We start from the raw sequence: 20,968 nt of genomic DNA on the forward strand, positions 1-20,968 counted from the left end.
CAGGACTCCGGCGAGGGCCGCTGGACGGTGGAGGCCGCGATCGACAACGCGGTGCCGCTGCCCGCGATCACCGCGTCGCTGTTCGCGCGGTTCGCATCCCGTCAGGACGACTCGCCGCAGATGAAGATGATCGCGGCGCTGCGCAACCAGTTCGGCGGCCACGCCGTCGAGTCGGCGACGGGGAAGTAGGGCGCCGTGGGGGACGTCCGAGGAGGGGCGGGGGATCGTTCGGAGGCGCGGACCGGTGACCTTCTGCTGGTCCGGCACGGTGAGACGGCGTGGAGCAGGTCGGGCCGGCACACCGGCTGGACCGACCTGCCCCTCACCCCGGGCGGCGAGGCCCAGGCCCGGTCCCTCGCCCCCCTCCTGGCCGGGCGGCGCTTCTCCCTCGTCCTCAGCAGTCCGCTCGCCCGCGCCCGGCGCACCGCCGACCTCGCGGGTGTCACGGGGGCCGTGCTCGACCGGGACCTGCACGAGTGGGACTACGGCGCCTACGAGGGCGTCACCACCGCCGACATCCGCCGCGACCGGCCCGGCTGGGACCTGTGGACCGACGGCGTGCCGCCCGGACCCGTGGACCGGCCGGGCGAGTCGCCCGAGCAGGTCGGCGCCCGCGCGGACCGTGCCCTGGCCCGGGCGGTGCCCGCGCTCGCCGGCGGCGACGTCCTCCTCGTGGCCCACTCGCACTTCCTGCGCGTGCTCACCGCCCGGCGGCTCGGCCTGCGGCCCGCGGAGGGGCGGCTGTTCCGCATCGAGACGGGCACACTGAACCGGCTGTCGACGGAACACGGCAGGCCCGTCGTCGCGGAATGGAACGTCAGGCCGTAGGTCCACAGGCTCGGTTGACACCTCGGCGCGGCCGGGTCAGAGTCGCCGCTGATGGAGATCGACGATCTGACCCCGGCCGAGGCACAGGTGTGGCGGGCCGTCCCCCGCGGCGAGGCCGTGGACTTCCGTACCCCCGGGCGCGAGGACCCTGCCGACGGCGCGTCCTGGGGGCCGGAACGGACCGTACGCGCCTCGGTGCTGAGGTATCTGCTCGTCAACTGCCCACGGGAGGACGGGGAGATACCCTCGCTCAGCCTGGCCGGGGCTCGCGTCACCGGCCTGCTCGACCTGCAGTACGCCACCGTCGACCAGCCGGTGCGCCTCAGCCACTGTCACTTCGACGAGGCGCCCCGCTGCTACGGAGCCCGGCTGCGCGAGCTCAACCTGAGCGAGTCCGTCCTGCCCGGGCTCGTCTCGCACGCCGTGACGGTGGACGGCGTGCTGCGTCTGACCCGCTGCCGCTTCCTCGGCCGGGTGCGCCTCGGCGGGGCGCAGATCTCCGGCAGCCTGTACATGGAGAGCGCCGCCTTCGCCGACCCGGATCTCACCCAGCCCGTGCTCCAGCTCAACCAGGCCGTCGTCGGCGCCGACCTGTGGGCGCCGGGGCTGCGCGCCGAGGGACCGGTCCGGCTCAACGGCGCCAAGATCACCGGCTCGGTGAACCTCACCGAGGCGCGGCTGCACAACCCCGGGCAGTGCGCCGTCGACGCGGAGACCCTCACCGTCGAGGGCGACGTGCTGATCAGGCAGGCGGACGTGGACGGCTGGATCGGCCTGCGCGGCGCCCGCGTCACCGGCCGCCTCGACCTGTCGTACACCCGGCTGTCCAACCCGGGCGGAACGGCGCTGCGGGCGAGCAGCGCCGCCCTCGGCGAACTGTGGCTGCGCCGGGGTCCCGCCGTCGAGGGCACCCTCAACCTGCGGCGCGCACAGCTCGAAGTCCTCTTCCTCGACCCCGGCACGGCACCCGGCCAGGTACTGCTCAACGGCCTCGTCTACACGACGCTCACACCGCACGAACCGGCCGCACACCGCCTGCCCATGCTGGAACGCGACCGGGAGGGCTACGTCCCGCACGCCTACGAGCAACTGGCCGAGGCCTACCGCCGCATCGGCGACGACGACGCGGCCCGCCTGGTGCAGCTCGCCAAGCAGCGCCGGCACCGGCGCACCCTGCCGTGGTACGGCCGGATGTGGGGAGTCGTGCAGGACGCCACCGTCGGCTACGGCTTCCGGCCGCTGCGCGCCGCGGGCTGGCTGCTGTCCCTGCTGACCGTGGGCTCCGTCGCCTACGCCCTCCACCACCCGCGCGCCCTGAAGGCGTCCGAGGCACCCCACTTCCACCCGGTGTTCTACACCCTGGACCTGCTGCTCCCGGTGATCTCCTTCGGCCAGGAGGCCGCGTTCGCCCCCGACGGCTGGTACCAGATCCTCTCGTACGTCCTCGTCATCACGGGCTGGATCCTCGCGAGCGCGGTCCTGGCGGGCGTGACGCGCACGGTCAGCCGTTCCTGAGCCCCCACGGTGGACGCGGGGCAGCCGGCCTGGCGTGTGCCGTTCCCGCCGCCGCGCGCCGTGGGAGGGTGCCGGGCCGTCCGTACGAGTGAGGGGAATCGGCTCGCACACGTCGCCGCGTGGCGCATGTGCCGCGGCGGTCGGAGCGCCATGGTGTTCCCCCGGGCGCCCGCCCGCCCGGTTTGTCCGAGGGCTCCGGCCCTTCCCCGCGCCTCGCCGCCCCGGAGTCCGGGCCGTCCGCGGGTTCCTCCTGCCGCTTCTCGTGATCTTCGCGCGGCGGCAGAGGTCTGAGAGGGTCCGTGTGCGGGTATGCCGGACCGCACCTCGAGAAGGTGACGGAGGAGAACGATGGCACAGCTGCGACAAGAGGTGGACCCGGGCGAGGTGGGTCTCGACGCCGGGGCGCTGGAACGCCTCGACCGGCATTTCGCCCGCGCGGTGGACGAGGGCAGCCTGCCCGGCTTCCTGGTGGCCGTGGCCCGCGGCGGGCGCGTCGCCCACCTGACGACGCACGGCAGCCGCGACATCTCGGCCGGGCTGCCCGTCGAGGCGGACACGCTGTGGCGGATCTACTCCATGACCAAGCCGGTCACCGCGGTCGCCGCGCTGCTGCTGATGGAGGAGGGCCGGCTGTCGCTCGACGACCCGCTCGACCGCCACCTGCCGGTCTTCGCCGACGCCCGGGTGTATGAGGGCGGATCCGGTGCGGAGGTCCGGACCCGCCCCGCCGCCGGACCGGTCCTCCTGCGCCACCTCATGACCCACACCGCCGGCCTGACCTTCGGCTTCTACCACACCCACCCCGTCGACGCGCTCTACCGCAAGGCGGGCCTGGAGTCGTCGGTGCCGCCGGGCAAGGACCTCGCGCAGTCGATGGAGGTGTACGCGAGCCTGCCTCTGCAGTTCGACCCGGGCACCCAGTGGAACTACTCGGTGGCCAGCAACATCCTCGGCCGGGTGATCGAGGTGGTCTCCGGGCAGCCCCTCGACGTGTTCCTGGCGGAGCGCGTCTTCGGGCCGCTGGGCATGCCGGACGCCGGGTTCTGCGTCACCGACGAGCAGGCCGAGCGGCTGTCGGAGCTGTACGGGGACGCCGACGGCGGTGGCATCAAGCCGATCCCGGGGCTGCCGCTGCACGGCAGGCCGCGGTTCCTGTCCGGCAGCGGCGGCCTGGTGGCCTCCGCGTACGACATCCACCGCTTCATGGAGGTGCTGCGCCGTCGCGGCGAACTCGACGGCGTGCGCCTGCTCTCCCCCGAGACGGTCGGCCTGATGACGTCCAACCACCTGCCCGGCGGCGCCGACCTGCGCACGGTCGGCAGCCGTCCCGCGCACGACGAGCCCGGCAACGAGGGCGTCGGCTTCGGGCTCGGCGTCTCGGTGGTGATCGACCCGTCGCGCACCCAGGTACCGTCCGGGCTCGGCACATACGGCTGGAGCGGCGTCGCGACGACGACGTTCTGGGTCGACCCGGGCCGCGACCTGACGGTGCAGTTCATGACCCAGGTCCGCCCGAAGTCCTCGCACACGGTGTTCCCGGACCTGAAGCGCCTGGTGCACGAGGCGGTCACGGACTGACCCGGGGGCGGTGCGTACGCGGACGCATGCCATGCCCTGCCCCGCCGCCCGCCGCCCGCCGCCCGTCGTGCGGCACGTCGGGGCACGGGCCGGCGTCCGCGCCCCGCGCACCAGGGTCCCGCCGCGGCCCGGCGGGACCCTTCTCGCGCTCACGGCCAGTGGGCCGCCACCGCGTCCAGGTGGGGCAGGTGGTGGTCGAGGCGTTCCCGCTTGGTGCGCAGGTAGGTGATGTTGTTCTCGCACGGCTCGATCAGCAGCGGCACCTGCTCGGCGACGTGGATGCCGTGGCTCAGCAGCGCCTCGCGTTTGCGCGGGTTGTTGGACATCAGACGGACGGAGGTCACGCCCAGGTCGTCGAGGATGCGGGCGGCGACGCCGTAGTCGCGGGCGTCCACCGGCAGGCCGAGGGCGAGGTTCGCCTCCACCGTGTCCAGGCCCTCCGCCTGCAGCGCCATCGCGCGCAGCTTTGCCAGCAGGCCGATGCCGCGGCCCTCGTGCCCTCTCAGGTAGACGACGACGCCACTGCCCTCGGCGGCGACGGCACGCAGCGCCGAAGCGAGCTGGTCGCCGCACTCGCAGTGCCGCGAGCCGAACGCGTCACCCGTCAGGCACTCCGAATGCAGCCGGGTCAGGACGTCACCGCCCGTGCCGACGTCGCCGTGCACCAGCGCGACCTGCTCGTCACCGCTGTCGTGGTCGAGGTAACCGACCGCACGGAAATGCCCGTACAGCGTGGGCAACGAAACATGCACGACGCGTTCCACGCCCGAGCGCTGCGCCGGCTTCTCACCGGTATTCGCCTCGCAGTTGTTCCTTTGACCGTCCTTCTCCTGACCGTTCTTCTTCTGACCGTTCTTCTCCTGACCGTCGCTCCTCCGACCGCTGTTCCTTTGACCGTTGTTCCTTTGACCGTTGTTCCTCTTGCCGATGACGCCGAGGTTTTCTGTCATGATCCGGGTTCCTCAACAGTGACGAAAGGCCGTGAAGAGATGAGTGATTCGGGAACGCGCACGGCGGCGTACGGTGCGGTGCCGGTGGACACCACCGAGGACGTACGGGCGCGGGGCGCGGGCGTCCGCACACAGGTCGCGGTCCTGCCGGTCGGGAGCTTCGAGCAGCACGGCCCGTACCTGCCGCTGGCGACGGACACGCTCGTCGCCTGCGCGATAGCGGGGGAGGTCGCCGCCGCGTACCCGGTGCATCTCCTTCCCCCGGTGACGGTCTCCTGCTCGCACGAACACGCGGCCTGGCCGGGGACGGTCAGCATCTCCTCGGTGACCCTTCACGCGGTGATACGGGACATGGGGGGCTCGCTGCGCCGGTCCGGCGTCGACGTGCTGGTGCTGGTCAACGGGCACGGCGGGAACTACGTACTGGGCAACCTCGTTCAGGAATCCGGCGCACGCGGCGAGCGGATGGCGCTGTTCCCGGCCGCGGAGGACTGGGAGGCGGCGCGGCAGCGGGCCGGGGTGGCCACGTCACTGCTCACCGACATGCACGCGGGGGAAATCGAGACCTCCATCCTTCTGCACACCCATCCGGAATACGTCCGACCCGGTTACGAGACCTCCGATTTCATCGCCGACGACCGGCGCCATCTGCTCACTCTCGGTATGTCCGGCTATACGGATTCGGGGGTCATAGGCCGCCCTTCACTGGGCTCCGCGGAAAAGGGGAAGGACATCCTGGCGAGCCTCGCGGATTCCTTCGGCGCGTATTTCTCCCTGCTGACGTCCGAAAGCGCCGCGGAGTCCACCGGCTTCGGCGGCGACCCGGCTCCGGCCGGCCCCTGACGGTCGGCTCGGCGCAGGCTCCCGTACCAACGGGCGGCGAGCACGAGCAGGCCGGGCAGGGCCGCCGCGAAGCTCAGCACCCCGTACACGACGGCGACCGTGAGGCCACTGCCCGCGCCGAGCCCGGCCGCGCCGAACGCCCACGCGGTGACGCCCTCCCGGGGCCCCCAGCCGCCGACGTTCAGCGGCAGCCCCATCGCCAGCAGCGCCAGCACGGCGAGCGGCAGCAGCACGGCGACGGGCGCGGCGGACCCGGCGGCGCGGGCCGCGACCACGAACGTCGCCAGGTGCCCGGCCAGGACGACGACGGACGACACGACGACGCCCGGCCAGTTGCGGCGCGACAGCAGGGCGTCATGGGCTTCCCCGAGCGCGGTGTGCGCGGTACTGGGGGCACGGCTGCGGCGGGCGGCCGGCGGCCGGTTCATACGGACGGCCAGGACGACGGCGAGCGCGCCCAGCGCCCCGAGCGCCACGAGCGGGGCGGCGCGCCGGGCGACGGCCGACACAGGCGAGGGCACGCTCAGCAGCACCGCGGCACCGACGACGCCCAGCGCGAGCTGTCCGGCGGCGCGTTCGAGGACGACGGCGCGCACGCCACGGCCCAGGTCACCGGCGCTGCGACCGTGCCGTACGGCCCGGTGGACGTCGCCGAGGACGCCGCCGGGCAGGGCGGCGTTCAGGAAGAGGGAACGGTAGTAGTCGGCGACGGCCGGGCCGAGCGGCAGCCGGATGCGCAGGCCGCGCGCCACAAGAACCCACCGCCAGGCGCTGCACACCGTGGTGACGGCCCCGATCCCGACCGCCACGAGCAGGGTCGGCCCGTCGATCCGCCGCAGGCCGTCCAGGAACACGCCGGTCCCCAGCCGCTGGAGCAGTACGCCGAGGATCACGACACCCACGAGGGTGCCGAGGTGGGTGCGAAGGGAGGCGGGAAGCACGGTGCGCGGGAGGATGCGGACCGAGGTGCGGACGGACCTCGGGCGGGGGCCCGGGACCCGCACCGGCGGAGCCGCCTGCCCCGGATGCCGCTCTCGGCCGGTCACGGCGCTCCGCCCGTCGGTCGCCGGCACAGGGCCAGCAGGTCGGTGTGGTGGAGGACGACGTTCAGCTTCCCCGCGTCGCAGGCGGCGAGCCGGCGCTCGAGGTAGGAGTCGGCGGGGCCGCGGAGGCCGGGGCGCTGTTCGACGGCGGCGGCGACCCAGCCGCGCAGCCAATGCCCCGTCAGGGCCCGCTCGTCGCGGCCGAGACGCCACGGGCTCGGCCGCAGCCGCACCGTGGCGCCGTGCGCGGTGAACGCGTCGCTCGCCGCCGCGACCGCGTCGGGCCCGAGCAGGCCCGAGCGCCGCTGGTGGGCGTTGAACGCCTCCGTGAGCTCCGCGTCCAGCGGATCGGACGGGGTCAGTTCGACCCGTCCGGCGACGGACAGTGTAAGCAGCGCCGGGCATCCCGCCCCCGCGCAGGCCGCGGCCAGAACGCCGATCTCCGCGGCACTGAGCACGTCGAGCAGCGCGGACGCCGTCACGAGGGAGGCGCCGGCCAGGGCGTCGGCGGTGAGGTGGGCGATCTCACCGCGGCGGGTCTCCACGGTGACGTGGCCGCCGTCGGCGGCGGCGCGCGGCGAGGCGGCAGCGGCGATGTGCAGGAGGCGGGGGTCGCGGTCGTGCAGGACCCAGTGCTGGGGGCCGCCCAGCCGGGGTGCGAGCCAACGGCCCATGGAGCCGGTGCCGCAGCCGAGGTCGTGAACCACCAGACCGCCGCGTCGCCGACCGGGCGGCCCGGACCGGTCGGACCGGTCGGACCGGTCGAAGGAATCGAAGGGGTCGGAGGAGTCGGAGGAGTCGGAAGGGTCGGAAGGGTCGGAGGGGTCGGAGGGGTCGGAAGAGGCCGAGAGTTCGGTCGAGCCGGACGGGGCGGAAGAACCGGACGGGGCGGAAGAACCGGACGGGGCGGTAGAGCTGGACGGGGCGGATGGATCGGGCTGGTCGGCGAGCCAGGTCCGCAGCGGGTCGAGCAGTTCCCGCGACCGGGCCGCCGCGTCCGGCGCCTCCCTCAGGTCCAGCCACTCGGGCGCGTAGGAGGGCGACTCGCCGGGACCCTCCTCCCGCAGCCGCACGGCGGGCGGCTCATCGGGGCACTCACTGGGTCGCTCCCCCGTGCACTCACCGGGAGGCTCCCCCGGGCGCCCACCGGGCAGGCCGGCGGCCCGGATGACGGCCTTGGCGACGGCCCGGGTGACGGGCCCGGCGCCGGGGACGACGGCGGTGGGTCCGCGACCGACGTCAAGGTCCGCGCTACCCGTCTGCAGGGGCCCCTGCCGTGCCGGACTCCGGTCGCCGGCGCTGTCCCGTCGCGCGGGCACCGCCTTCGTCATGCGGCCCTCCCGGGTTCGTACGAGAGCCGGCGCAGCACTCCGGCCAGGCTCTGGGACGTCGTGGCCCAGCCCCGCAGGGCGGCGCGCCTGCCCCGGGCGGCGGCCCTGAGCCGGCGCCGTACGTCCGCCTCCCCGAACCAGCCGCGCAGCCCGGCGGCGAGGGCGGCGGGAGCGGCCGGGTCCTGCGACGGGACCAGGATGCCGGGCACCGCGCCGCCGGGCGCGCGGCCGAGCGCCTCGGGCAGCCCGCCGACGTCGGTGGCCAGTACGGGGATGCCGCGGGCGAGTGCCTCGGTGACCGCCATGCCGTATGTCTCGGCATACGAGGCGAGGACCATGAGGTCGGCGGCGGCGTAGCTCGCGCCCAGGGCGGCACCGGTGCGGGGCCCGGTCAGTTCGAACCGGCCGGTGAGGCCGTGCCGTTCGAGGAGGGTGCGCAGGTGGGCGACGTACCCGGGATCCTGGCCGAGCCCGCCGACGCAGGCGCATGTCCACGGCAGGTCGGCCACCGCGGCCAGTGCCTCGACCAGCCGGTGCTGGCCCTTGCGTGGCGTTACCGCGGCCACGCACAGCAGCCGGGAGACTCCGTCGGTGCCGGGCGCGAGGGGCCCGATGTCGGCGCCGGGCGCGGCGACGTGGACGCCGCCGGGGTCGAGTCCGTGGTGGGCGACGAGGCGGCGCGCAGCCCAGTGGCTGGTGGCGACGACAGCGGGCACGGCTCGCAGTACGGCGCGTTCCTTGGCGTCGAGTGCGGCGGCGACGGCCGGGAGGAGCCCGGTCTCGTCGGCGAGCGGAAGATGCACGAGCACCGCGATGCGCAGCCGCTGCGTCTCGGGGACGACGATCTCCGGGACGCCGCAGGCCACGAGGCCGTCGAGCAGGACGACGCTGCCGTCCGGCAACTCCCGGAGCAGACGGGCGAGTTCGGTACGGGCTGCCGGTCCGGGGCGGGGCCAGTCGCCCGGTGCGGTGTGCGGCCGGGCCCGCCAGCCGAAGCCGGGCAGGTCCAGGCAGACGCGCCGGTCGTAGGCGTTGCCGCCGCTGGGCGCGGCCGGGTCGTCGACGCCGCCCGGCAATACGAAGTGGACGGTGCACAGGGGCATGGGGATGATCCGGCCGTTCCCCGGTCCGACGTACCGCGCGGATGCGGGAGCGGGGGCAGGAGCGGAGGCGGCCGGCGCGGGAGCCGAGGCGGCCGGCGCGGGAATGGGAGCGGACGGGGGCGCGGGCGTGGCCGGGGACGCGGGAGCGGAGGCGGACGGGGGCGCGGGAGCGGAGGCGGCCAGGGGCGCGGGAGCGGAGGCGGCCAGGGGCGCGGGAGTGGCCGGAGGCGCGGGAGCGGCGGCGGGCAGGGCCGGGGGCGCTGCCGCGCGGGCGGAAGCGGCTGCGCGGGCCGGCCGGTCCCGGTCGATGGGCACATCGACGGTCGCACCGGCGGTCACGTCGGCGGCCAAGTCAGCGGTCGCACCGGCAGCGATGTCGACGGCCACGCCGGCGGTCACGTCGGCGGCCGAGTCAGCGGTCGCGTCGTAGGGCACGCCGGCAGCGATGTCGTCGGGCACGCCGGCGGTCACGCCGGCGGTCACGCCGGCGGTCAGGTCGGCGGTCACGCCGGCGGTCAGGTCGGCGGTCACAGGGCGCGCTCGTAGCTCGCCCAGGCGACGTGCGACTCGTGCAGGGTGACGGTGAGCCCGGCGAGGCCCGCGGCGCCCTCGCCGAGGGCGCCCCGGTGGATGCGGGCGGCGAGCCGGTCGGCGATCACCTTCGCCAGGTACTCGGTGGAGGTGTTGACGCCGGCGAAGCCGGGCTCCTCGTCGAGGTTGCGGTAGTTCAGCTCGCCGACGACGGCGCCGAGTTCCCGGGTGGCGAGGCCGATGTCGACGACGATGTTGTCCTCGTCCAGTTGCTCGCGCCGGAAGGTGGCGTCCACGAGGAAGGTGGCCCCGTGCAGCCGCTGCGCGGGCCCGAAGACCTCGCCGTGAAAACTGTGGGCGATCATGAGGTGATCGCGGACCGTGATGCTGAACAACGGACGACCCTCCAGGTGCGGCGCGCCGGTCCCCGCTGATCACCGCGGGGGATGCCGAGTAGTACGGCTGACTGCCTTCCCCTGTTCAGACCCCGGTACGTCCCTCTGCCCGCCCGGACTCCTCAAACGGGGTAGCGGACCCGGTGGCACAGCGCGGGCAACTCCCCGGAGGCGAGCCGGGGAAGCACCTCGGGCAGCTCGTCGAACGCCGACTCTCCCGTCACCAGCGCGTCGAGGGCGGGATCGGCGAGCAGGTCGAGGGCGAGGGCGAGCCGCTCCCCGTAACCGCGATGCGCACGGGCCGGGGAGACGGTGCCGACCTGGCTGCTGCGGATGACGAGTCGCCGGGAGTGGAAGGCCTCGCCGAGCGGCAGGGCCACCGCTCGGTCGCCGTACCAGCTGAGCTCGAGGACCGTGCCCTCGGGCCGCAGCAGTTCGAGTGCGCGGGCCAGGCCCTGCTCGGTGGCGCTGGCGTGCACGACGAGATCGCAGTCACCGAGGGCGTCCCCGGGAGCGGCGAAGCCGACACGGAGGGCGGCGGCCACGGCGGCGCGGCCGGGATCGGCGTCGACCACCTGCACGCGTACGCCGGGGAACCGGGCGAGCAGTGCGGCGACCGAGCAGCCGACCATGCCGCCGCCGACGACGGCGATCCGGTCGCCGACCAGCGGCGCGGCGTCCCACAGGGCGTTGACGGCGGTCTCCACGGTCCCGGCGAGCACGGCACGCGCGGCGGGCACGGAGTCCGGCACGGGAGTGACGGCGGTGACCGGGACGACGTACCGCGTCTGGTGCGGATACAGGCAGAACACGGTACGGCCCACCAGTTCGGCCGGCCCGCGCTCCACCTCCCCGACACTGAGGTAGCCGTACTTCACGGGCCCGGGGAAGTCGCCCTCCTGGAAGGGCGCCCGCATGACCTCGTGCTGGCTCTCCGGAACGCCGCCGCGGAAGACGAGGGTCTCGGTCCCACGGCTCACGCCGGAGTACAGAGAACGCACGAGCACCTGGTCGGCGGCGGGCTCCGGAAGGTCGACGTCCCGGATGACGCCTCGGCCGGGCGAGTCGAGCCAGAAGGCGCGTGCGGTGCGGCTCATGGCGCTCATGGAGTCCTTCCTGAACGATCGGGGAGCTGCTCACGTACCGGGAGTGAGCGATCGACTCTGTCACACGGCCGGAGGAATGTTCGGTGGCCCTGAACAACACGCATGACGCGAGGCTCGTCCAGCAGGAGACGGCGCTGGGCGCGGGCGCACAGATCCTGCTGCTGGGCCTGCTCGGCGCGGCGGCCGGAATGGGCCCGGCGGGCTGGCTGACCGGACTGACGTTCGCGTTCGCCACCCGTTCGGTGCTGTCGCGAGCCCTGCGCCGCTCCCCTCTGACCTCCCTCGGCCTCGCCAACCGGGTCACCCTGGGCCGGGCGACGCTGGTCGGCGGTGTGGCGGCCCTGGTCGCGGACTCCTTCCGGGACTCGCCTCCGGTGACCCTGCTGGTCGGCCTGACGGCGGTGGCGCTCCTCCTGGACGGCGTCGACGGCAGGGTCGCCCGCCGCACGAACACGGCGACCTCCCTGGGTGCCCGCTTCGACATGGAGGTCGACGCGTTCCTGATCCTGGTGCTGAGCGTGTACGTGTCGACTCAACTGGGCCCGTGGGTCCTGCTGATCGGCGCCATGCGCTACGCGTTCGTGGCGGCGGCCCGGGTCTGGCCGTGGCTGACGGCTCCGCTGCCCGCGAGCACGGCACGGAAGACGGTGGCGGCCTCCCAGGGGGTGCTGCTGCTGGTGGCAGCGGCACGGGTGCTGCCGCACACGGTCAACGGCACCGTGGTGGGCGTGGCACTGGTGCTGCTGGTGTGGTCGTTCGGGCGGGATGTGCTGTGGCTGTGGCGGACGGCGCGGACCGTGCGCACACCGAACGCCACCGCCTGCGCGTGCCCCGCTCCCTCTCCGCAACGGCCCGCAGCCGGTCGGAACTGAGCGGAAAAACACATTCTTGTACGCGGCCCCGCGTCTGACGCGGCATACGCGAGTCACTTCCCCGTCACCGCCGCAGCGACTCGATGACACGGGGGGAACGGGAGCTCCCGCGCGGCCGGAACACCCGACAGGTCGCCCGGACCGCCACGATCGCGCGGTGGGCTACCGGATGCTCTGCAACAGCTTCCCCGTGGCCGTGACGGTCCAGAACGACCATCCGTTCCGGTTCGGATTCACGTGCGGGTTGAGTGCTTGCACCAGTGCGACTGCCGCGCCGCTGGGACTGTCGTACGCGCCGCGGCCCGGGCCGGAGGGGATCGTCACGGTGCGGGACGAGGGGTCGTAGTAGGCGTCGGCGCGCCGGCCTTCGTAGACCGCGTGGATCTCGACGCCGTGCTCCGTGCGGAGTTCCCGCACTTCCGCTCCGACGAGCGTGGGCGCCGCCGGGTCCTCCACGATCAGCTCCTCGTCGGCGGCCGGCTCGTCGGTCTCCCGGTGTGCGGCCTGCTCGGCGTAGGCGGGAAGCCCCAGCAGTTCGTTGAGGACGTTGGCCAGCCGGCGCCTGCGGGCGGCCAGGAAGTCGGGGAACCGGTCCATGGACCGCAGCTCCGGGTCGTCGGGGATCCACTGTTCGGACAGACGCTCCGGCGCGATCTCCGTCATGTACTCGGCGGGGAGCCTGGAGGAGATCATCTTGTTGGTCTGGCCGGTGATGAAGGCCAGGTTGGCGAGGCTGTTCCACTCCTCCTTCGCGTACGCCGCCTGGACCCGGGCGCGTGGGAAGACGTGATGGAACTCGATCTTCGCGCTGCTGTTCATCGGCTGGTCGCTGATGGCGATGTTGGTCGCCCAGTCCCGGGCCGTGCCGCGCAACGCGGCGATGTAGAGCAGTTTGAAGAAGGGGTGCGTGGAGTACTTCTGCTCCAGGTCCCTCGGGTGAAGGGCGCTGTCCAGGGACCGTGTGCCGGAAGCCCTGCGGATGAGTTGCGCGAACAGGTCCTCTCCGCCGCGGGACTTGATGAGCCTCGCCTCCGCGTCGAGCTTGCCCTCCACCTGCAGCGAGTAGTGACTGAACGCCATCGCCGTGTACACCCAGCGGCGCAGCAGCTGGGCCTCCCCCGGACGCAGTTTGCCGTCCCGGTGGTACAGGAGCAGGGCAGGCACGATCGTCACGTTCGGCGAGGACAGAATCTCCGACCGGGGGATCGAGCACTCGCCCTTCAGGAAGTCGATGGCGAAGCGCAGAGCCCTCTCCGTGGCCTGCCAGGCCTCCTTCAGCGCGGCCTCGTCCACATCCGCCCCGATGAGCTTGATGTGGTGGGCGCCGGTTCCCGCGAGGAGACTCATGAGGCGCAGGACGGCCTCCCTGTTCAGGGCGAAGTTGCTGTCCTGCAGCTCGCGGTGGAAGGCGTCCATGGTGTCCAGGCCCTCGGACCAGCGGGCCGCGATGGCGCTGTACACGAGGTCGCCCTTGGATAGACGCCGGCCGCCCTTGTTCAGGCGGGCGAAGAGTTCGGCGACTTCTTCGTAGTCGTCGGACTCGTAGGTGATGACGGCGATCTCCTGGCGGCGGATGTCATGCACCTTCTGCAGGCGCTGCATCCATAAACCGAAGTCCGGGTCGGAGTACTCCACTCCCGCGGCCTTCAGGACCTCGTGATACTGCACGTTCTCCTGCAGCAGCGTGGACACGTGGAACAGCATCGGGTCCTTGCTCTGCACCGCGCTGGGGTTGACGAACTCCTCGGTACGCACGTCGAAGCGCAGATCGATGAGCCGCCCGTCGGCCTTCGTCTCCGGCCGGTACACCCAGGCGAGGGAGGTCAACCGCTGCTGGCCGTCCAGCAGATAGAGAGGCTGGTTCACCGACTTGTCGACCTGGACGACGGCTGCCGTTTTGAAGGGGACGGTGAGGCTGGTCTTCCACAGCAGCAGCGCGCCGACCGGGTAACCCCGGTAGAGGGAATCGAAGAGATCACGTACGTCGGGCCTCATCCAGACGAAGTCGCGCTGAATGGACGGAATGACGACCCTGCCGTTCAGCAGGTCCTCCACCTGAGAAATGATCTTTTCGTTCGCCAGCCCCATGCCGCCCCCAGCTCCTGTGTGATCCGCCTCAGCCACGATATCCGCGTCCGGGCGCCTCGTGCCGCGAGCGGTCGCCCCACCGCTCGCGGCTCAGCCGTACGGAAACCCCTCCGCCCCCACCTTCACGGCCCCCGTTGCCCGCAGGGAAACGCAGCTCACCGTCCCCGACTCCGCGACCAGCACCGAGGGCACGTGCTCCTCGTAGAAGCGGAGGTGTCCGATCGGGCCCACGGTCGTGGTGCGGGGGCCGAGCCACTGGAGGATCGCGCGCAGGTCGGTGAAGCTGTCCGGGTGTATCTCCTGACGAACCGTCAGGGCATAGCCGCGGTCGGACGGCCGCAGCTCGGCCAGCTGCAGACCTCCGACGCGCCGGGCCGGACCCCGCTCGCCCCACAGGGGGTACTCGTACACGTAGGTCCCGTCCTGCTCGCCGTCCTCGTGCCCCAGGTGCCAGCGGAGGAGGGCGACTTCCCGCGGCGGGAGGGTGTCCGGCAGGTCGAGTGCGAGCTGGAGTTCGAAGACGTCGGCCATGGCCGCAAGACTAAGGCCGACCGCCGCCCGGTCGAGGGAGCCTCCGGAGATCAGGGCAGACATGCTCGCCTGCCGCAGCAGGCTCACCCAGGGACACGAGGTGGGGTGCCGGACCTCGGACGGCCCACGTTCCCGGCCAGGTACTGGCGGGCCGGCGCGGGCCTGTAGGCTCCGCGCCCGTGGACGGCATACGGCAGACAACCATCACCTTCAGCGGCATCCTGACGCGGGAGGAGTTCGACGAGGCCTTCGCGGCAACCGGATGGCTCCGGCACCTGCGGTGGCTCATTGTCGTGGCTGCGGCCGTGACGGCGGCGCTGAGCCTGAAGCCCTCCGCCCACGGCGACCCGATCAACGCGGGTCTGCTGACGCTCGCCCTTGTCTACGGTGCGCTCGGTCTTTTCCTGCCTCCGATGCTGGCCGGCCGTATGTTCCGTGCCGACCAGGCCACCGGGGAGAAGCAGGCCGTCATCGACGACGCCGGCTGCGTCGTCTCCCGCGGATCCGAGGTACTCATGCGGGTGCCGTGGCGCACCATGTACCGCTACTACGAGACGGAGCGGGTCTACGTGGTGACCGGCCGCCTCGGGTGGAAGGTCGGCTTGCTGATCGTGCCCAAGCGGCTACTCACCAGGACCAGTGAGACCGAACTGGTGGGCATTCTGCTGGAGGCCGCGGTCCGCCGCTCCAAGAGCCAGCGGGCACCCGGCCGTTAGTCGCTCCTCGACGTGATCGGCTGCCTCCCCCGGGGCCGCCTGGACGGCGGCCGGGGCGTGTCACGCGTCTTGGAGACCCGTCAGGGACGCGAAGATCACGCACCGGGAGCGGGATCGCGCACCCGGAGCGGCGACGCGACGGTGAGACGGGCCGACGGGTCGCCGGTGCTCAGAGCCCCGCCCGCTCCACCAGCACCCGCAGTTCCTCCGGTTTCACCTTCCGCACCGACCGCATCTGCCCGGCGCCCAGTTCCTCGCGGCTCACCGGGTCACGGGACAGGGCCTTCGTCGCCTCCGGCAGAAGGGTCGCGGCCACGAGGTAGGTGACGTCCGGGTCGTCGGGTTCCTCCCACGGCTCCTGGTCCACCTCGGCGACGGCGGCGACCGCCGGGTGCGGGTGGGTGAAGAGGAACCAGAGGCGGTCCCCGGGGTTCATGCGGTTGCGGCGGCCGAGCCAGAGTTCCAGTTCGGGTTCCTCCTCCGCCAGACGGCGGATCGTCTCCCTGTCGGCCGGTTCCCCCTCCAGAGTGTCTCTGCGCTGGTCGAGGACGTAGATCCAGTCCGCCACGGCTTCCCCCTCGGTCAGGACACTCGGCCCACGGCAACGCACACCGCAGCGCTTCATGGTGCCAGGTTCCCGGCGCGCGTGCGTACGTATTTTCGAGCCAGGAAAGGCCGGACGCCACTGGCCGTTCGGGCCCGCGGGTCTGCGGGCCGCCGCCCGTCTCGGCAGGCGGCGGCCCGCACGGTTCCCGCGGGGGGCAGGGAGGTCCCGGGCTCAGGCCGCCTCACGCGCCCGGGCCCGGTGCGCGCGGACGATGTCCGCGTACCGGTGGCCCGTGCCCTTGATCGTGCGGGTCTGGGTCCGGTAGTCGACGTGCACCAGGCCGAACCGCTTGTCGTAGCCGTACGCCCACTCGAAGTTGTCCAGCAGCGACCAGGCGAAGTAGCCGCCCAGCGGAGCTCCCTTGCGGGCTGCCGAGGCGCACGCCGCGAGGTGCCGGACCAGGTAGTCCTGGCGCTCGGGGTCGTCGACCGTGCCGTCGGGGCGGACGGCGTCGGGGAAGGCCGAGCCGTTCTCCGTGACGTACAGCTTGCGGGCGCCGTACTCGCCGGTGAGGCGCAGCAGCAGCGTCTCGATGCCGCTCGCGTCGATCTCCCAGTCCATGCCGGTGCGCGGGACGCCCTCGCGCCGGACCATGCGGACGTGGGGCGCCGGGCCCGTGGGGTCGTCGGCGACGGTCTGCGGGAAGTAGTAGTTCAGGCCCAGCCAGTCCAGGGGCGCGGCGATGGTCTCCAGGTCGCCGGGACGCTCGGGGAGTTCGACGCCGTAGTGCTCGCGCATGTCGGCCGGGAAGCCGCGGCCGTGCACCGGGTCGAGCCACCAGCGGTTGGTGTGGCCGTCCATGCGTACGGCAGCCGCCCGGTCCTCGGGGCTGTCGCTCGCGGCGATGACGGTGGAGAGGTTGTTGACGATGCCGACCTGGGCCTCCGGGGCCGCCGCGCGGATCGCCCGCGCGGCGAGGCCGTGCGCGAGGAGCAGGTGGTACGAGGCGCGGACGGCGGCCGTGAGGTCGGTCCAGCCGGGGGCCATCGTGCCTTCCAGGTGACCGATCCACGCCGAGCACAGCGGCTCGTTGAGGGTGGCCCAGTGGCCGACGCGGTCCCCGAGGCGTTCGGCGACGACGGAGGCGTACGCGGCGAAGTGCTCGGCCGTCTCGCGCTCGGGCCAGCCGCCGCGGTCCTGGAGAGCCTGCGGCAGGTCCCAGTGGTAGAGGGTGACGGACGGGGTGATGCCCGCCTCCAGCAGCCCGTCGACCAGCTCGTCGTAGAAGTCGAGGCCCTTGGCGTTGACCGGGCCGCCGCCGCCCGGGACGACGCGCGGCCAGGCGACCGACAGGCGGTAGGCGTTGGTGCCCAGCTCGCGCATCAGCTCGATGTCCTCGCGCCAGCGGTGGTAGTGGTCGCAGGCCACGTCGCCGTTGTCGTCGCCGTCGATCTTCCCCGGGGTGTGGGAGAAGGTGTCCCAGATCGACGGGCCACGGCCGTCCTCCGCCACGGCGCCCTCGATCTGGTAGGCCGAGGTGGCCGTGCCCCACAGAAAGTCGTGCGGGAGTGCGGCGAAGTCGATGGTCACGGAATTCCCTTCGTCGGGCAGGTGGGTCGGCGATTGGGTGGTCACTTGACGGCTCCGGCCGTCAGCCCGGCGACGAGGTAGCGCTGGAGCAGCAGGAAGCCCGCGACCACGGGGACGCTCACCACGAGGGAGGCGGCCATGATCTGGTTCCAGTACACGTCGTTGAGCGTGGAATAGCCCTGGAGTCCGACGGCGAGGGTGCGCGTGGTGTCGTTGGTCATCACCGACGCGAACAGCACTTCGCCCCAGGCGGTCATGAAGGCGTACACGGACACCGCGACGATGCCCGGGATCGCGGCCGGCACGACGACGCGGAACAGCGCGCCGAGCGGTCCGCAGCCGTCCACCATCGCGGCCTCGTCCAGGTCCCGCGGCACCGAGTCGAAGTACCCGATCAGCATCCAGATCGAGAACGGCAGCGAGAAGGTGAGGTACGTCAGGATCAGGCCGGCGCGGGAGCCGAACAGGGCGAGGCCCGTGGCGTTGCCGATGTTGACGTAGATGAGGAACAGCGGGAGGAGGAAGAGGATGCCCGGGAACATCTGCGTCGACAGGACGGTCACGGTGAACACGCGCTTGCCGCGGAAGGTGTAGCGGCTGACCGCGTACGCCGAGAAGACGGCGATCACCACCGAGCAGACCGTCGCCGCGCCCGCCACGATCAGCGAGTTCATGAAGTACGTGGCGAGCGGCACCGTCGACCAGATGTCGATGTAGGGCCGGACGGTGAGGCTGCTCGGCAGCCAGCGGAACGTGCCGGTGACGTCCGCGAGCGGCTTCAGGGAGCTGGAGATCATCACGTACACCGGCACCAGGACGAAGCCGGTGAGCAGGGTCAGGAAGATCCGCCGGGACCACAGGAACGAGCGGGGCGGGGCCGTCGGGGACACGGACGGCGCGGTACGGGACGTCGGCGGCACGGCGCCGTCCGGGGGTGACACGGTCCGGCTAGACATGGCCGGCCTTCCTTCCGCGCGAGGTGAGGAAGAGGTACACACCGGTCACGACCAGCAGGAACAGGAGCAGCAGGACGGACATCGCGGCGCCCGCGCCGAAGTTCCAGTTCGTGAAGGACGCCTGGTAGATGTGCACCGAGATGAGGTCGGCGGCCGGCGGCGCGGTCTTGCCGAACAGCACGTACGGGGTGTTGAAGTCGTTGAACGTCCACAGGAACAGCACCAGGACCAGTACCTGGTTGACCGGGCGCAGCGACGGCAGGGTGATGCGGCGGATCTGCTGCCACAGTCCGGCGCCGTCGAGCGCGGCGGCCTCGTACAGCTCCCGGGGGATGTTCTGCAGGCCGGCCATCACGATGAGGAAGGCGAACGGCCAGCCCTTCCACACCGACACGATCAGCAGGGCGTAGAAGCTGTTGTCGCCGATCAGCCAGAAGGACGGCTCGTCGGTGAGGCCGAGCTGGTCGTGCAGGACGTGGTTCACCAGGCCGTTGTCGTGCTGGAACATGAACACCCAGGTGATGACGGCCGCGTAGACCGGCAGGGCGTACGGCACCAGGAACAGGGCGCGCAGCAGGCCGCGGCCGCGGAAGGTGTCCTGCATATAGATCGCGGCGGCCGTGCCGATCAGCCAGCACAGGCCGACCGACAGGAGAGTGAAGCCGATCGTGACGAAGAAGGACTTCAGGAGGGCCTCGCCGGCCGGGGCGTCGAAGTCGACGGACAGCTCGTAGTTGTCCAGGCCGGACCAGGGCGCGGTGCTCCAGTCGCGGAGGGTGAACTGGGTGAGCTCCTTGAAGCTCATCACGATGCCCATGGCCATCGGCACCAGGTGGACCAGCAGTTCGAGGAGCAGGGCGGGCAGGAGGAGCAGGTAGGGCAGGGAGACGCGGCGGGTCCGCCCGGGACGGCGGCGGGGACCGCGCGCCGTCCCGGGGGAGCTCTTGCGCACCGCCCGCTCCGTGGCGACTGGGGTCGTCATGGCGGTGTCGGTGCTCACTTCTTCGGCATCTGCTGCTGGGCCTTCTCGAGCTTCGCCTTCACCGACGCGGTGGTCACCGTGCGGCCGGCGGCGGCGTCGGCGAACAGCTCCTTGACGGCGGTGCCGACGGCCGTCTCGAACTGGGACTCGTCGGCGACCTGTGGCAGGGCGACGGCGCTGGTGGCGAGGGTCTCCTTGAGCACGGCGGTGTCCGGGGCGTTGAAGGACGGGTCGGACTGGGCGTTCTTGACCGGCGGGACGGTGCTGTACGCGGTGTTGAGGATCTTCTGCTCCGCGTCGCTGGTCATGAACTTCACGAACTGGGTGGCGCCGCCGAGGTTGTCGGTGTTCTTGAAGACGGCCATGTTGATGCCGGCGACCATGGAGTTGACGTGGGTGCCGGTGCCGGGGGTGCCGGACTGCACGGGGACCGGGGCGATGCCGTAGTCGTCCGCGCTCATGCCCTGCGACGTGAGGTTGGCGGACGCGGACTGCCACAGCAGCATCGCGGTCTTGCCCTTGGCGAAGTCGCTCACGGACTGGTTCTGCGCGTACTCGGCGTTGCCCGGCGCGATGACCTTGTCCTTGGCCATCAGGTCGACGTACTGCTTGACGGCCTTGACGACGCCGTCGTCGGTGAAGTCGGCCGTGCCGTCGGCGGTGAAGAAGTCGGCGCCGTGCTGCTTGGCGAAGACGAAGGCGTGGTGGATGTTCTCCGAGGGGTTGGAGCCCTCCATGCCCAGGCCCCACTTGCCGTCCTTGGACACCTTCTTGCCGGCCGCGACCAGCTCGTCCCAGGTGGCCGGCGGCTTGGTGATGCCGGCGTCGGCGAGCATCGACTTGTTGTAGTAGAGCGCGTACGCCATCGAGTACAGCGGCACCGCCGCCGGGTCCTTGCCCGGGGCGCCGGTGGAGCCGAGCGCGGAGTCGACGAAGCGGTCCTTGCCGCCGATCTTGCCGAAGTTCTTCGCGTCCCAGGGCAGCAGGGCGCCGGTGGACTGCAGCGAGGCGCTCCAGGTGTTGCCGATGTTGAGGACGTCGGGGCCCTGGCCGGAGGTGGTGGCGGTGAGGATCCGGTTCAGCAGGTCGGACCAGGGCACGACTTCCAGCTTGACCTTGATGCCGGTCTGCTTCTCGAACTTGTCGAGCTCGGGGCGGAGGACCTTCTTGTCGACCTCGATGCTGGCGCCCTGATTGGAGGCCCAGTACGTGAGTTCCTTCGGCGAGTCCTCTGATCCGCCGCCGGTCGGCGAACCGCCGCCGCAGGCCGAGGCGGCGAGGGCGAGAGACAGGGTGACGGCGCCTGTGGCCGCGGCTCGGATACTGCGCATGGCTCCGGTGTCCCTTTCCGGGAGGGCGTGGCACGGGGCTGCGGGTGGACACCGCGAACGATGATGTGCTCGTTCGAGTCCCGAAGTCCTCATGGCTTAATTTAGGACGTGAGTTAATCTCCGTCGGCGCCG

General features: G+C 72.2%; 18 protein-coding genes and 2 pseudogenes. 7 read left to right on the forward strand and 13 right to left on the reverse strand.

Annotated elements, in window-relative coordinates; genetic code table 11:
* From ABZ354_RS00005 to ABZ354_RS00020, 4 genes and pseudogenes are all read left to right on the forward strand, one after another.
* Window positions 1-189 (forward strand): annotated as a pseudogene (locus tag ABZ354_RS00005) (6-phosphogluconate dehydrogenase); the annotation flags it as partial.
* A gap of 6 nt (window positions 190-195) precedes the next feature.
* Window positions 196-828, forward strand: a complete 633-nt coding sequence (locus ABZ354_RS00010) for a histidine phosphatase family protein (protein ID WP_358651212.1) — start codon at window positions 196-198, stop codon at window positions 826-828.
* 51 nt (window positions 829-879) lie between these two features.
* Window positions 880-2,343: a membrane-associated oxidoreductase gene (locus tag ABZ354_RS00015; protein WP_358651214.1), complete on the forward strand. Its 1,464-nt coding sequence runs from the start codon at window positions 880-882 to the stop codon at window positions 2,341-2,343.
* Between the two features lie 348 nt (window positions 2,344-2,691).
* Window positions 2,692-3,921 (forward strand): serine hydrolase domain-containing protein, encoded by a 1,230-nt coding sequence (locus ABZ354_RS00020; RefSeq protein WP_358651216.1) that lies wholly within the window; start codon window positions 2,692-2,694, stop codon window positions 3,919-3,921.
* Between the two features lie 149 nt (window positions 3,922-4,070).
* Here ABZ354_RS00020 and ribA read toward each other — a convergent pair whose 3' ends face one another.
* Window positions 4,071-4,871 carry a GTP cyclohydrolase II gene (gene ribA / locus ABZ354_RS00025; protein ID WP_358651218.1) on the reverse strand — a complete coding sequence of 267 codons (801 nt, stop codon included), beginning with the start codon at window positions 4,869-4,871 and terminating at the stop codon, window positions 4,071-4,073.
* Between the two features lie 39 nt (window positions 4,872-4,910).
* Here ribA and ABZ354_RS00030 point away from each other — a divergent pair, with 39 nt between their 5' ends.
* Window positions 4,911-5,714 carry a creatininase family protein gene (locus ABZ354_RS00030; protein WP_358651220.1) on the forward strand — a complete coding sequence of 268 codons (804 nt, stop codon included), beginning with the start codon at window positions 4,911-4,913 and terminating at the stop codon, window positions 5,712-5,714.
* Window positions 5,715-5,830: 116 nt separating this feature from the next.
* Here the strand turns inward: ABZ354_RS00030 and ABZ354_RS00035 are convergent.
* The 5 genes and pseudogenes from ABZ354_RS00035 to ABZ354_RS00055 form a co-directional block, all read right to left on the reverse strand.
* Window positions 5,831-6,787, reverse strand: a pseudogene (locus ABZ354_RS00035) (lysylphosphatidylglycerol synthase transmembrane domain-containing protein); the annotation flags it as partial.
* Window positions 6,757-7,830 carry an SAM-dependent methyltransferase gene (locus ABZ354_RS00040; RefSeq protein ID WP_358651222.1) on the reverse strand — a complete coding sequence of 358 codons (1,074 nt, stop codon included), beginning with the start codon at window positions 7,828-7,830 and terminating at the stop codon, window positions 6,757-6,759. The gene ABZ354_RS00040 and the pseudogene ABZ354_RS00035, both read right to left, overlap by 31 nt.
* A gap of 254 nt (window positions 7,831-8,084) precedes the next feature.
* A complete protein-coding gene (locus ABZ354_RS00045; RefSeq protein WP_358652181.1) occupies window positions 8,085-9,296 on the reverse strand; it encodes a glycosyltransferase family 4 protein in 1,212 nt (403 codons plus the stop codon).
* Between the two features lie 422 nt (window positions 9,297-9,718).
* Window positions 9,719-10,117: a 6-carboxytetrahydropterin synthase gene (locus ABZ354_RS00050; RefSeq protein ID WP_358651223.1), complete on the reverse strand. Its 399-nt coding sequence runs from the start codon at window positions 10,115-10,117 to the stop codon at window positions 9,719-9,721.
* A gap of 122 nt (window positions 10,118-10,239) precedes the next feature.
* A complete protein-coding gene (locus ABZ354_RS00055; protein ID WP_358652183.1) occupies window positions 10,240-11,214 on the reverse strand; it encodes a zinc-binding alcohol dehydrogenase in 975 nt (324 codons plus the stop codon).
* 92 nt (window positions 11,215-11,306) lie between these two features.
* Between ABZ354_RS00055 and ABZ354_RS00060 the strand changes: the two genes are divergently transcribed.
* Window positions 11,307-12,095, forward strand: a complete 789-nt coding sequence (locus ABZ354_RS00060) for a CDP-alcohol phosphatidyltransferase family protein (protein WP_358651225.1) — start codon at window positions 11,307-11,309, stop codon at window positions 12,093-12,095.
* A 162-nt stretch (window positions 12,096-12,257) separates the two neighbouring features.
* On the opposite strand, the gene ABZ354_RS00065 is transcribed toward ABZ354_RS00060, so the two are convergent.
* Complete coding sequence (locus ABZ354_RS00065) at window positions 12,258-14,183, reverse strand: DUF262 domain-containing protein (protein WP_358651227.1); 1,926 nt, start codon at window positions 14,181-14,183, stop codon at window positions 12,258-12,260.
* A gap of 90 nt (window positions 14,184-14,273) precedes the next feature.
* Entirely contained in the window at window positions 14,274-14,714 is a 441-nt protein-coding gene (locus tag ABZ354_RS00070; protein ID WP_358651229.1) for a hypothetical protein, read from the reverse strand.
* Between the two features lie 179 nt (window positions 14,715-14,893).
* On the opposite strand from ABZ354_RS00070, the gene ABZ354_RS00075 reads away from it, so the two are divergent.
* Window positions 14,894-15,430, forward strand: a complete 537-nt coding sequence (locus ABZ354_RS00075; protein ID WP_358651231.1) for a YcxB family protein — start codon at window positions 14,894-14,896, stop codon at window positions 15,428-15,430.
* 169 nt (window positions 15,431-15,599) lie between these two features.
* Here the strand turns inward: ABZ354_RS00075 and ABZ354_RS00080 are convergent, their stop codons facing one another.
* The 5 genes from ABZ354_RS00080 to ABZ354_RS00100 form a co-directional block, all read right to left on the reverse strand.
* Window positions 15,600-15,998, reverse strand: coding sequence for a hypothetical protein (locus ABZ354_RS00080; protein WP_358651233.1), 399 nt, complete (start codon window positions 15,996-15,998; stop codon window positions 15,600-15,602).
* 210 nt (window positions 15,999-16,208) lie between these two features.
* Window positions 16,209-17,567 (reverse strand): GH1 family beta-glucosidase, encoded by a 1,359-nt coding sequence (locus tag ABZ354_RS00085; protein ID WP_358652185.1) that lies wholly within the window; start codon window positions 17,565-17,567, stop codon window positions 16,209-16,211.
* A gap of 41 nt (window positions 17,568-17,608) precedes the next feature.
* Window positions 17,609-18,487, reverse strand: a complete 879-nt coding sequence (locus tag ABZ354_RS00090) for a carbohydrate ABC transporter permease (protein WP_358652187.1) — start codon at window positions 18,485-18,487, stop codon at window positions 17,609-17,611.
* A 28-nt stretch (window positions 18,488-18,515) separates the two neighbouring features.
* The gene (locus ABZ354_RS00095; protein ID WP_358651235.1) at window positions 18,516-19,505 is read right to left on the reverse strand and encodes a sugar ABC transporter permease; all 990 of its coding nucleotides are present in this window, start codon (window positions 19,503-19,505) and stop codon (window positions 18,516-18,518) included.
* Window positions 19,506-19,519: 14 nt separating this feature from the next.
* Complete coding sequence (locus tag ABZ354_RS00100) at window positions 19,520-20,836, reverse strand: sugar ABC transporter substrate-binding protein (RefSeq protein ID WP_358651237.1); 1,317 nt, start codon at window positions 20,834-20,836, stop codon at window positions 19,520-19,522.
* Window positions 20,837-20,968 lie beyond the last annotated feature (132 nt).

Source organism: Streptomyces sp. NPDC005925, from assembly GCF_040638805.1.
Classification (GTDB): domain Bacteria; phylum Actinomycetota; class Actinomycetes; order Streptomycetales; family Streptomycetaceae; genus Streptomyces.